The sequence below is a fragment of the Halogeometricum sp. CBA1124 genome (genome assembly GCF_009741955.1).
Taxonomy (GTDB): Archaea; Halobacteriota; Halobacteria; order Halobacteriales; family Haloferacaceae; genus Halogeometricum; species Halogeometricum rufum.
Genome location: NZ_WPCD01000118.1, coordinates 1 through 11,351 on the forward strand (window position 1 = coordinate 1; position 11,351 = coordinate 11,351).

Genomic DNA, 11,351 nt, shown 5'->3' on the forward strand with positions numbered 1-11,351 from the left:
CCGCGACGTGGTCGGGGTCGGCGGCCTGGACCACCTCGCGGGACACCTCCCGCGAGCGTTCGCCCGGGTCGACGAACGGGCAGGTGCCGCCCGCCGCCCTGACGGCGTCGGGGACCCAGTTGCCCGCGGCCATCGGCGGGTCCGACCACTCCTCGCAGTAGACGACCGGTCGGTCGCCGCTGTCGGGCGTGCGCGCGTCGACGGCCGCGAGTCGGTCCCGACAGTCGGCGGCGAGTCGCCGCCCGGCGTCCGGTCGGCCGACGGCATCACCCAGCGTCTCGAACGACGCCAGCACGTCGGTCAACCGCGCGGGTTCGACGTGGCACACATCGTACCCTCGGTCCCGAAGTTCGTCCCGGACGGCGGACTGGAGGGCGTCGCTGGTGCAGACGAGGTCCGGCGCTCTCTCGGCGATGCGGTCGTAGTCGGGGTTCAACCACCCGCCGACGACCGGCGCGTCGGCGTCGCAGTGCGTGGTCACGCCGACGAGACGGTCACCGGCACCCATCGCGGTCAGGTTCGCCGTCGAACTCGGGGCGAGGGAGACGACCCGCGGCGTCGACGCCGCGCCGTCACTGGTGCGCTCTGCCATAGGAGAACGACTGCCCTCGCCGCCGAAGTGTGTTCCGCGTCGCAAGTCGTATATAAACGTGTACGACATTCGTTCACAAACGCCGATTCGAGAGGCTGTGCGTTCCGTTCGCGCGAACGATTCCGAACGTCTTATATACTCGTCGTCGGTCTATGAGGTACGGAACGCTCCGGGCCTTTTCCGCAGCCGTGTCTGCGCTCTGGAGCATTCGTCGCATACATCCATGAGCGAGAAGAGCACCTTCACTCGCCGGAACGCGAGAACGAGAGAGCAACGAAGCGAGAGTAACGAGAGCGAGAACCGACAGTCGATGGGCCAGAAGTGGGGTCGGCAGGACGAGGAGGAGACCGAGTCCGAGTCGGAGAACACGAGCGAGGACCTCTCCTGTCCCGAGTGCGACGGCAACGTCGTCGTCGACGACGAACACGGCGAGACCGTCTGCGCCGACTGCGGCCTCGTCGTCACCGAAGACTCCGTGGACCGCGGGCCGGAATGGCGCGCGTTCGACGCCGCGGAGAAGGACCAGAAGTCCCGCGCGCGCGCCGACGACGAACACGATGCACGACAAGGGGCTGTCGACCAACATCGACTGGCGCGACCGCGACGCCTACGGCAACTCGCTGTCGTCGAACCAGCGCCAGAAGATGCAGCGTCTGCGCAAGTGGAACGAGCGCTTCCGCACGCGCGACTCCAAAGAGCGCAACCTGAAGCAGGCGCTCGGCGAGATAGACCGGATGGCGTCGGCGCTGGGTCTGCCGGAGAACGTCCGCGAGACGGCCTCTGTCATCTACCGCCGCGCGCTGGACGACGACCTGCTCCCCGGCCGCTCCATCGAGGGCGTCGCCACCTCCTGCGTCTACGCGGCCGCCCGGATGGCCGGCGTCCCGCGCTCGCTGGACGAGATTTCGGAGGTCTCTCGCGTCGAGAAGAGCGAAGTCGCCCGCACCTACCGCTACATCGCCCGCGAACTCTCGCTGGAGGTCAAGCCCGCCGACCCCGAGCAGTACGTCCCGCGCTTCGGGTCGGAACTCGGCCTCTCCGACGAGTCGAAGATGCGCGCCCGCCAACTCCTGAAGAACGCCAAGGAGAAGGGCGTCCACTCGGGCAAGTCGCCCGTCGGCCTCGCGGCCGCCGCCGTCTACGCCGCGGCCCTCCTCACGAACGAGAAGACGACGCAGGCCGCCGTCAGCGACGTCGCCGACATCTCCGAAGTGACCATCCGCAACCGCTACCACGAACTGCTCGAAGCCGAGGAGAGCCTCGGCCTCGCCTGAGTTCGGCCGCTCTCGTTCGTCGCGAGCGCACGCCGTTTCTCGATTTCTTCGCCCCGCCGAGCCCTCGCGCCGTCGAGAAAGGGTTTAGTTCCGGGACGTGCCACACTGTCGCATGTCTCTCTCGTTCGACTCGTTCGTCCTCGCGGCGAGTACCGCGACGCTCGACGCCGAACCCGCGGCGCGCGACCACGCCGACGCGGTCGAGTTCCGCATGGACCTCGCCGCGGACCCGTTCGTCGAACTCGACGACTACGACGGGCGCCTGCCGGTCCTGGCGACGAACCGGGCGTCGTGGGAGGGCGGCGAGTCCGAGGCGGACGAGGAGGCCCGACTCGCGTCGCTCGAACGCGCGGCCCGGTACGACGCCGTCGCCGCGGTGGACGTGGAACTCGACGCGTTGGAGACGAGACGCGGCGTGAGCGCCGCGGAACGCGCCCGCGAGGCGGATGCCGCCGTCGTCGCCTCCGTCCACGACTTCGAGCGAACGCCCGCCACGTCGGAACTCCGAGGCCTGCTGCACGAGGCGGCGAGCGTCGGGGACGTGGGGAAAGTCGCCGTCACCACCACCAGCCGGAGCGACGCACTCAGACTGCTGGAGGCGACGCACGCCGCGACGGCGTGGGGCGACGCCGTCGCCACGATGGGCATGGGCGAGGCTGGCCGGCACACGCGTGCCGTCGCGCCCGTCTACGGGTCGAAGATAGGCTACGCGCCGGTCCACGAGGACGAGGCGACGGCGCCGGGCCAGTACGACCTCGCGACGCTGGCGCGCCTCGTCGAGCGACTCGGGAGCCGCTGAGACGGCGGCGTCGGCGAAAACCCGACACTTAAGAAGGAGCGAGGATACCGAAGACGCACATGTCGGATACACGCCGTCGCGCGGTGGTGGCCGCAGTCGTGGGCGTCGTCGGCGCGAGCGTCGGCATCGCCGGCGCGGGACACGTCTACCTCCGCGAGTGGCGACGCGCCGTGGCGTGGTTCACGTTCGTCCTCGGCGTCGGATTGGTCCTCCTCTCCGTGTTCACCGACCCCGCGGCGCTCACGTGGGAGTCCATCGGTGACCTGCCGTCCGTGGTGACGGCACCGCTGTTCGTCCTCCTCTTTCTCAGCACGTTCGACGCCTACTACGTCGGCGTGCGCGGTCCGCAGACGGACGACGGCGTGCGGTGTCCCGCCTGCCGCGGCGAACTCGACCCGGAGATGACGTTCTGTCCGTGGTGTGCGACCGAGTTCGGACACGAACCGCGTTCGCCGGCGGAGTTCGACGCCGACGAGGGACGGTCGAAGGCGGAGTGAGCGAGGCGGCACGACGGGAGCGCAGTCCGCGCTCTCGGCGGCGTCACGTCGCGAGGAGAATCGGTCCGGCCGTCGCGAGAACGGAGCGAAGCGGAGCGCGGGCGGTCGGCTCGACTACTTCTCGATGATGCTCTCTTCGACCGCCTCGCCGAAGTGGCGCGCGGTGTCCTCGTAGTAGAGCAGAATCTCGTCGCCGGGTTCGAGGTCCGTCACCGCCGTCCGGCCCTCGCGCGTCTGCACCTTGATGGTCTCGGCGTTCTGGAGCAACGTCTCGACGCGGTCGTCCTCCACCTCGGCCTCGACGCGGAACATCGGTCGCTTCTCTATCTTCACGCGGCCGACGATGGCCTCGCGGGTCCGACCCTCGGTGTCGACGACCTGCACCTCGTCACCGCTCTTCAGTTCCGATAGGTACTTCGTGCCGCCCTCGGGCGTCCGGACGTAGGCGTGGACGGCGCCGGCGTTGACCCGGAACGGCCGGGAGGCGACGTACGGCGACTCGGCCGTCTCCGCGTGGACGAAGAACAGGCCGCGGCCCATGCTCCCGACGAGCATTCCCTCGTCGTGTTCCATCAGGTTGCCCGTGTCGACGCAGACGCGGTCGGCCATCCCCGTGCGTTCGACGGCCGTCACCTCGGCCCACTGGAGGTCGAGCGACTCGCGTTCGGCCGCCTCGCGGACCTCGACGGTCTTGCGAATCTCGTCGGGGTCGTCGCTGTCGAGGAGGACGCCGTCCGCGCCGAGTTCGAGCGTCTCGAACGCCGTCCGCGCCTCCTCGGCGGTGGTGACGCCGGCGATGAGGTCCGTCTCCTCGCCGATGCGCGCGATGAGGTTCTCGAGGGGGATGATGGTCCAGTCCTCGCCGACGACGATGGTGTAGTCGGCGTCCTGTGCGGCCGCCTCGGCGAACGTCTCGTGGTCCTTCGAGAGGATGCGGACGTACGCCGCGTTGGCCCGGTCGTCCTCGCGTCGGAGCGTCGTCATGTCCGCGGACCCGGAGAAGTCGCCCGGCAGGTCGACGGTGCCGTCGCCCTCGCCGTTCTTCCCGACGACGTAGGCGTCGGCGACGGCCCCGTCGTCGCCGCCCTCCGCCTCTTCCACGTCGTCGATGAGGCTCGCGTCTGCGTCCGTCCTGAAGGCGGCCACGTTCACGTCGCCCAACGACCGCACGCGTTCGACGTCCGACTCGTCGACGAGCACCCAATCGACGCCCGATTCGAGACCGGCGGTTATCCGTCGCTTCCGCGCCTCCCAGTCGCCGACGCTGTCGTCGGCCTTCAGCCAGACGCTCCGTGTCATCGTCGGAGAGAGTCGGGGGCGGGGTTAAAGCGTGGCGACTCTCCCGAGGTTTGCCGTGGCGCGAGGGCCGCACGGACGATTCTATATCGCGACAGCCGGTTTATTCACTATTTCCGACCGGTTTCGGCAAGGAGCGCAGACCCGGCGGAGAACCGGCCGAGACGGTGTTTTCGTCGGTGAGGACGACCAGGGGACCACAGACTGCTCTCGTCGCCGACGGCATTTTCGTGTCGGACGCGACTCCGTGTGTGCGAACGAATCAACGCGTGTGGCTTTGGATTCGAAGCTCACGGCCACCGCTCGCTGTGGGTACGTAACGGCAACTGCATTGAATCGGGACGGTGTAGTACTAGGTGAGACCCCGGTCCCACCGGGGTTCAGGTGACCATCATGTCCACGAATACGACAGACCGACGGCTCGTCGCGCTCGCCCTCGTCGCACTCGGCGCACTCGTCCTGCTTCCGGCCCTGTTCATGGGGTTCGGGATGATGGGGTACGGGTCGATGATGCGCGGAGGGATGTGGGGCGGAACGTGGGGCGGCGGCGCTCCGGCGTGGATGCCCCTCGTCGGCGTCGGCGTGCAACTGCTGTTCCTGGCCGTCCTCGCCGGCGTCGGCTACCTCGTCTATCGTGCCGTCGCGGGGTCGTCGAACGGCGGCGACGCCGCCCTCGAAGAACTCCGACTCGCGTACGCGCGCGGCGACCTGACCGAGGAGGAGTACGAGAACCGCCGGGAGGCGCTGGAACGGGATTCGTAGCTTCCGAGGCGGCGGACGGCAGTCGACGCCGTGCCGTGCCCTCGCATCGGGCCACGCGGTCGGACCGCTTCACGACGACACGCCGTTCAGTCTCCTCGTGGGGGAATCCTCTCTACAGAGAAGTTCTGTCGATATTGTATGTATCGCATCGCGCTATATCGAAGTGCGTTCCGGTCGAAGCGGCGGTGCGTCACAGTCTCCGTTCGATGTACCGCGAGATACGCCGCGTGTCTCCCGAATCGAACGTCCAGAACCCGTCCCAGACGCGCGGTTCGGTTTCCAACGCGACGAGTGCCGCGTGCGGACCGTCCGCGGACTCCGAGGCGAAGGTGACGAACCACGAGTCGCGGAACGTCGGCGTCCATCCACCGTGCATCGTGACCTCGAAGTCCGGCGGCGGCGTCCAGTCGGGGACGCCGTAGACGTGCGTGTCCACCGTCGACGCCGCCAGTCGTTCGTACACCCGGCGCGTTCCGAGTTCGTCGTCGATGCGGGAGAGTCGCTGGAACGACGCGCGGTGCGTGCCGCCGTCGCTCTCCAGCGCCAACCGCTCGATGTACCGCGAAATCGTGATGAGCAGTAGCTTCTCCTTGTTCGACTCGGGGTACCCCCGCAACGTGAACCGCACGTTCTCCATGGCCGCGACGACGTCCGGAATCTCGACGTCGGTGGCGGCGCGAGTGCCGGTGATGTACAGATCGGAGTTCACGAGGAGAATCGACTCCTGTAACGCCGCCAGCGGCGAGGAGGCAACGATTTCACCGTCGTCGACGAGGAGAACCACGTCGTCGTCCCCGTCGGGGAGTCGTCGCTCGTCCACTTCGACGGGTTGGCCGTCGAACAACCCTTCGAGCATGGTCTGAATCGGCCTCGGCGACTCCCGATTCACCACGACGAGCGAGAGGGCTCTCTCGTCGGCCGATTCGACGAACTGCTGTAGTCTCACGACAGTAATTTGTGCGAGAAATCGTAAGTAAGTGACTGATACTGCCGGTTCCGTCGAACGGTCTCGAACACGAGTACGACCGCGCCGGCGTCGAGTGCGAGGTGCGCCGCCGACGAACTCCAACCAGTCTCGTACGCCGACCGACTCGCAGACGACGGCGGCGAGGTGCGCGGACTCGACGGGGCGACCCACTGGGTGATGCAGGACCGCCCGGACGCCTCCCGCGAGGAACTGGCGTCGTTCCTCCTCGACTGAGGAGAGAAGAGGGCCGGCGGAGCGACGCCGCGTCGACGCTCCTACGCTTCGAGTTCGAGTCCCGCCTCGTGGAGGGCCGTCTCCGCGTCCTCGTCGCGGTGGATGACGGCGCTCACGGCGCGCGTGATGGATTCGGGGTCGTCGTGCTGGAAGATGGAACGACCCATCGAGACGCCCGCGGCGCCGGCGTCCATCGCGCCGCGAACCATCTCGACCGTCTGGTAGTCGGTGCCGCGACTGCCGCCCGCGATGACGACGGGGAGGCGCGTCGCCTCGCAGACGCGGTCGAACGTCTCCGCGTCGCCCGTGTACGCCGTCTTCACCACGTCCGCGCCGAGTTCCTCGGCGAGACGGACGGCGTGAGCGAGGTTCTCGGCGTCGTGTTCGTCCGTGTCGCGGCCGCGCGCGTAGTTCATCGCGAGGACGGGCACGCCGAACTGGTGGGCCGTCTCCGTCAGTTCGCCGAGTTTCGTCATCTGGTCGGGTTCGAACTCGCTGCCGACGTTCATGTGGAAGGAGACGCGTCGGCGCGACGCGAAGCGCTTCCTCGACTGAGCCGGTGATCCGTTTGTCGTTCGAGTCCGGGCCGATGACCGTCGAGCCGTTCAGATGGACGATGTAGCCTTTGCCGTTCTTGTTCGGGTGAACGCGCCGGGCGACGCCCTTCTGCGTGAGGACGGCGTCCGCACCGCCGCGGGTGATGGCGTCGACCGTCGTCTCCAGGTCGACGAGGCCCTTCACCGGGCCGAGCGTGATTCCGTGGTCCATCGGGACGACGAGGTATCGCCCCCCTGTCGATATCCGTTCGAGTCGTGATGTGATTCCTACGTCCATGTTGGGAGAGGGTATGTTAGTCTGTAACAAATCGTCCGTTATGTGCGTTCCGCTTGGGGCGCACGTTGCGCCAATCCGCGTTCGGCACCGTCCTTCAGTTCGCGCGCCTTCCGCTCCAGTCGGTCGGCGACCGTCTCGGCGTCGTCGCCGTTCTCGTGGCCCTCGGCGACGATGTCGACGAGTGCGCTCCCGACGATGATGCCGTCGGCGCCCGCGGCGACGATTCGCTCGGCGTGGTCGCCGGTCTTGATGCCGAAGCCGACTGCCTTCGGCACGTCGTACTCGCTGAGGCGGTCGAGGCTCGACTCCGTCTGTCCGGAGACGTCGTCCTGCGCGCCCGTGACCCCGAGGCGCGCCTGCACGTAGACGTAGCCGGACACCTGTTCCATGATGCGGGCGAGTCGGTCGCCCGTCGTCGTCGGCGCGACGATGAACACGAGGTCCAGTCCGAACTCGTCGCACGCCTCCCGCAGGGGCCGGCCTCTTCGGCGGGCAGGTCCGGGACGACGAAGCCCGACAGACCGACTTCGGCGGCCTTCTCGACGAACGGCCGCGGCCCCTTGCTCGCGGCTTCGCCGCTCGCGTTCGAGTCGCGTTGCGCCTCGCTGCCCCCGTACCGGTAGATGAGGTTGTAGTAGGTCATGCAGACCAACGGCACGTCCACGTCGAGGGCCTCGACGAACTCGAAGAAGCGGTCGGGCGTCATGCCGCCCTCCAGCGACCGCACGACGGCCTCCTGAATCGTCGGCCCCTCGGCGATGGGCTCGGAGAACGGCAGGCCGAGTTCGATGACGTCGGCCCCGCCGCGTTCGAGGGCCTCGACGTACGCTATCGACGACTCGAAGTCCGGGTCGCCCGCGGCGAGGTAGGGGACGAACGCCGCCGCGTCCGCGAAGGCGGCGTCGAGTTCGGGGTTGCCCATCTCAGAACCCCCCCGCGAACGCGTCCATGTCCGGCGCGATGTCGATATCTCGCTGCGCCGTCTCCTCGATGACCGATTCGAGGTCCTTGTCGCCGCGGCCCGAGACGTTCACCAGCACGGTGTCGCCCAGTTCCTCGTGGTGGGCTTCGAGGTAGGCGAACGCGTGCGCCGTCTCCAGGGCGGGGATTACCCCCTCCAGTTGGGAGAGGCGGTGGAAGGCGGTGAGCGCGTCGTCGTCGTCCACGTTCACCGCCCGAACGCGCCCCTCGTCGACGAGGTAGGCGAGTTCGGGGCCGACGCCCGCGTAGTCCAGTCCGGAGGAGACGCTGTGGCTCTCCATTATCTGGCCGTCGCGGTCCTGCAGGAGTTTGGTCCGCGCGCCGTGGAGGACGCCCTCCGACCCCGTCGACAGCGACGCGGAGTTAGGCGCGACGCCCGCCTCCTCGTCGACTTCGAGCGTGGAGCCGCCGGCTTCGACGGCGTACAGGTCGACGCCCTCGTCGTCGACGAACTCCGCGAACGCGCCCATGGTGTTGGACCCGCCGCCCGCGCAGGCGAGGACGGAGTCCGGGAGCGTCCCCGCTCGGTCGCGCATCTGCTCGCGCGCCTCCTCGGAGATGACCGACTGGAAGTCTCGGACCATCGCTGGGAACGGGTGCGGACCGACGATACTCCCGATGACGTAGTGGGTGTTCTCCACGTTCGTCGCCCAGTCGCGCATCGTCTCGGAGATGGCCTCCTTCAGCGTCCCGCGGCCGACGGTGACCGGGTTCACCTCGGAGCCGTTGAGCCGCATCCTGAAGACGTTGGGACGCTGGCGGTTGATGTCGCGTTCGCCCATGTACACCTCGCAGGGCACGTCGAGATGTGCGGCGGCCATCGCCGTCGCCGTCCCGTGCTGTCCCGCGCCCGTCTCCGCGACGATGCGCTCTTTGCCCATGTACTTCGCGAGGAGGACCTGCCCGAGGGCGTTGTTGAGTTTGTGCGCGCCGCCGTGCAGGAGGTCCTCGCGCTTCATGTACACGTCGCGGTCGTACCGCTCCGAGAGGCGTTCGGCGTACTGTGTCGGCGTCGGCCGCCCGCCGAAGTCCCGGAGCCGTCGCCGGAACTCGTCCATGAAGCCGTCCTCGTTCTCCAACACGTACCGCTCGTACGCGTCTTCCAGTTCCTCGATGGCGGGCATGAGCGCCTCGGGAACGTACTGTCCGCCGTAGTCGCCGAACTTGCCGTCGAACGTCGTCTTGCTCATTCTGATGTCTCCGTCTCCGCTGTCGCCTGTGTGAATCGCTCCGTGTTCGCGCGCGCGTCGCCGTCCATGATGGCCGTGCCGATGAGGAGTGCGTCCGCGCCCGCGGCCCGCATCCGGCGCGCGTCCGCGGTGGTCGTCACGCCGCTCTCGGCGAGAAGCGTCACGTCGTCGGGGACGTGGGGCGCGACGGACTCGAACGTTTCGAGGTCCACCTCCAACTTCGCCAGGTCGCGGTTGTTCACGCCGATTATCTCGCTCCCGCGTCGAGGGCGCGTTCGAGTTCCGCGCGGTCGTGAACCTCCACGAGGGGCTGGAAGCCGCGCTCTCGCGCCGCCGAGACGAGGTCCGAGAGGTCGTCGCCGACGAACCGGGCGATGACCAGCACCAGGTCGGCCGCGACGGCGTCCAACTGCGACTCCGTCACGAGGAAGTCCTTGCGAAGCACCGGCACGTCAACCGCCTCGCGGATGCGCCGGAGGTTCTCCGTGGACCCCCCGAAGTGCTCCGGTTCGGTCAGGACGGAGAGCGCCGTCGCGCCGCCCGCGACCATCTCGCGGGCCAGTTCCACCGGGTCGTCGGTGCGTTCGCCCGCCGTCGTCGGACTGGTGGGCTTTACCTCCGCGACGACGGGGACGCGACCCTCGGCCTCCGCCTCCGCGACGCGTCGGGGAACGACCGCGCCGCGACGGCCACGCGTTCGTCGCCGCCGGGTCGCTCTCGCGCGGCGTCGAGGATAGACCGGACCTCGGGCGCGAGTGAATCCTCACTAGCGTTCATCGTTGTGCATTAACGGACTTATTTGCACATAAGGCTTGCGTGTCGTCGTCAAGGTTCAAGAGTGGGCGCGGCCAAGCCGAGGTCATGAACGTGGACGCAGGCGTCTTCGCCCGCGACTCCGACCGACTCGGGCGAGCGATACAGATAGGCGTCGCCAGCGGGAACGTCATCAGCGTCTCGTTCCCCGAGACCGCTCCCGCGGACGCCGACGCGGACCACCCGCTTCTCGACCGGGCGTTCGCCTACCTCGACGGCGACGAGGACCACTTCGACGACGTGCCCGTCGCGCTGACCGTCCCCACCGACCACCGGCGCGTCCTCGACGCGGTACGGAAACTCCCGTACGGCGAGACGGTCGACTTCCGGCGCGTGGTTCGCATGGCCGGCATGGATCCGGAGGACGACGACGACGTGGCGACGGCGCGGACGGCCCTTCGCGAGAACCCCGTCCCCCTGTTCGTCCCGGACCACCGGGTCGAGGACGCGTCGGGCGCGACGCCCGACGAGGTGTCCCGCCGACTCCGCGGCGTCGAACGCGACTGACTCGTCAGCGACGGTTCAACAGCACGTAGCCGATGAAGCCGCCGACGAAGCACACCGTCCCGACCAGGTTCACGGCTGTGAGGTTCGTGACGAGAAAGCCGAGTTGCGCGATACCGGCGAGGATGAACGCCGCCGCGGTGCCGGTCTTCGTCGGTCCCTCGGGGTAACTGCCGTCCATGTACGTCGTGTAGCCGAAGTAGAACGCCACGAGCGCGAACCCGATCTCCACGAGGAGGTCCACCAGCGCGTTGTCGAACAGGAGCGAGGCCAGTATCAGGACCAAGAAGAGTCCGAGGACGACCTGACCGATCCGCTGTTCCGATGACGACATACCGTGACCGACGCAGACGGCCCGTAAAGTCGTTGGGACGCGCGTCAGTCCCTCGCGACGGTGCGGTCACTCGACTCCGTCCGCGCCGCCGCCCCACTCGACGCCGAGTCCCTCGTGGACGACGAACTCCAGCGCGTTCACGAGGTAGTGGGCGACGACGACGACGAACAGGCTCCCGGTGAGGACGAACCCCGCCGCGAGGACGAACCCCAGTCCGCCGGTGACGAGGACGCCGAGACGGCCCTGCGCGCCGTGGCCGAGGGCGAACGCGGCG

10 protein-coding genes and 4 pseudogenes are annotated in these 11,351 nt (G+C 68.3%); 5 read left to right on the top strand and 9 right to left on the bottom strand.

Features of this window, described 5'->3' with window-relative positions; genetic code table 11:
* Window positions 1–592 (bottom strand): helical backbone metal receptor (locus tag GJ632_RS13755; RefSeq protein ID WP_191453262.1); only part of this gene is annotated, 592 nt, incomplete at its 3' end.
* Between the two features lie 310 nt (window positions 593–902).
* On the opposite strand from GJ632_RS13755, the pseudogene GJ632_RS13760 reads away from it, so the two are divergent.
* The 3 genes and pseudogenes from GJ632_RS13760 to GJ632_RS13770 all read left to right on the top strand — a co-directional run bounded on the left by GJ632_RS13760 (window position 903) and on the right by GJ632_RS13770 (window position 3,162).
* A pseudogene (locus GJ632_RS13760) lies at window positions 903–1,866 on the top strand (transcription initiation factor IIB family protein).
* Window positions 1,867–1,978: 112 nt separating this feature from the next.
* A complete protein-coding gene (locus GJ632_RS13765; protein ID WP_191453263.1) occupies window positions 1,979–2,665 on the top strand; it encodes a type I 3-dehydroquinate dehydratase in 687 nt (228 codons plus the stop codon).
* Window positions 2,666–2,724: 59 nt separating this feature from the next.
* Window positions 2,725–3,162, top strand: a complete 438-nt coding sequence (locus GJ632_RS13770; protein WP_089805213.1) for a hypothetical protein — start codon at window positions 2,725–2,727, stop codon at window positions 3,160–3,162.
* A gap of 114 nt (window positions 3,163–3,276) precedes the next feature.
* Here the strand turns inward: GJ632_RS13770 and GJ632_RS13775 are convergent, their stop codons facing one another.
* On the bottom strand, window positions 3,277–4,461 hold the full coding sequence (locus GJ632_RS13775; RefSeq protein ID WP_089805211.1) for a 3-dehydroquinate synthase II: 1,185 nt from the start codon (window positions 4,459–4,461) through the stop codon (window positions 3,277–3,279).
* Between the two features lie 390 nt (window positions 4,462–4,851).
* Here GJ632_RS13775 and GJ632_RS13780 point away from each other — a divergent pair, with 390 nt between their 5' ends.
* Entirely contained in the window at window positions 4,852–5,220 is a 369-nt protein-coding gene (locus GJ632_RS13780) for an SHOCT domain-containing protein (RefSeq protein WP_191453264.1), read from the top strand.
* Window positions 5,221–5,410: 190 nt separating this feature from the next.
* Here GJ632_RS13780 and GJ632_RS13785 read toward each other — a convergent pair whose 3' ends face one another.
* The 5 genes and pseudogenes from GJ632_RS13785 to trpC all read right to left on the bottom strand — a co-directional run bounded on the left by GJ632_RS13785 (window position 5,411) and on the right by trpC (window position 10,203).
* The gene (locus GJ632_RS13785) at window positions 5,411–6,166 is read right to left on the bottom strand and encodes a DICT sensory domain-containing protein (protein WP_394351809.1); all 756 of its coding nucleotides are present in this window, start codon (window positions 6,164–6,166) and stop codon (window positions 5,411–5,413) included.
* Between the two features lie 296 nt (window positions 6,167–6,462).
* Window positions 6,463–7,255: pseudogene (locus GJ632_RS13795) on the bottom strand (2-amino-3,7-dideoxy-D-threo-hept-6-ulosonate synthase).
* A gap of 38 nt (window positions 7,256–7,293) precedes the next feature.
* A pseudogene (gene trpA / locus GJ632_RS13800) lies at window positions 7,294–8,087 on the bottom strand (tryptophan synthase subunit alpha).
* 91 nt (window positions 8,088–8,178) lie between these two features.
* The gene (trpB, locus tag GJ632_RS13805) at window positions 8,179–9,426 is read right to left on the bottom strand and encodes a tryptophan synthase subunit beta (RefSeq protein ID WP_191453265.1); all 1,248 of its coding nucleotides are present in this window, start codon (window positions 9,424–9,426) and stop codon (window positions 8,179–8,181) included.
* Window positions 9,423–10,203 (bottom strand): annotated as a pseudogene (gene trpC / locus GJ632_RS13810) (indole-3-glycerol phosphate synthase). The gene trpB and the pseudogene trpC overlap by 4 nt, the downstream one beginning before the upstream one ends.
* An 84-nt stretch (window positions 10,204–10,287) precedes the next feature.
* Between trpC and GJ632_RS13815 the strand changes: the two are divergent.
* Window positions 10,288–10,746, top strand: coding sequence for an MGMT family protein (locus tag GJ632_RS13815; RefSeq protein WP_191453266.1), 459 nt, complete (start codon window positions 10,288–10,290; stop codon window positions 10,744–10,746).
* A gap of 4 nt (window positions 10,747–10,750) precedes the next feature.
* On the opposite strand, the gene GJ632_RS13820 is transcribed toward GJ632_RS13815, so the two are convergent.
* Both GJ632_RS13820 and GJ632_RS13825 read right to left on the bottom strand, forming a co-directional pair.
* Window positions 10,751–11,077 (bottom strand): hypothetical protein, encoded by a 327-nt coding sequence (locus GJ632_RS13820; protein WP_089805199.1) that lies wholly within the window; start codon window positions 11,075–11,077, stop codon window positions 10,751–10,753.
* A 66-nt stretch (window positions 11,078–11,143) separates the two neighbouring features.
* On the bottom strand, window positions 11,144–11,351 hold a 208-nt coding region (locus GJ632_RS13825; RefSeq protein ID WP_197428002.1), incomplete at its 5' end, for a CPBP family intramembrane glutamic endopeptidase.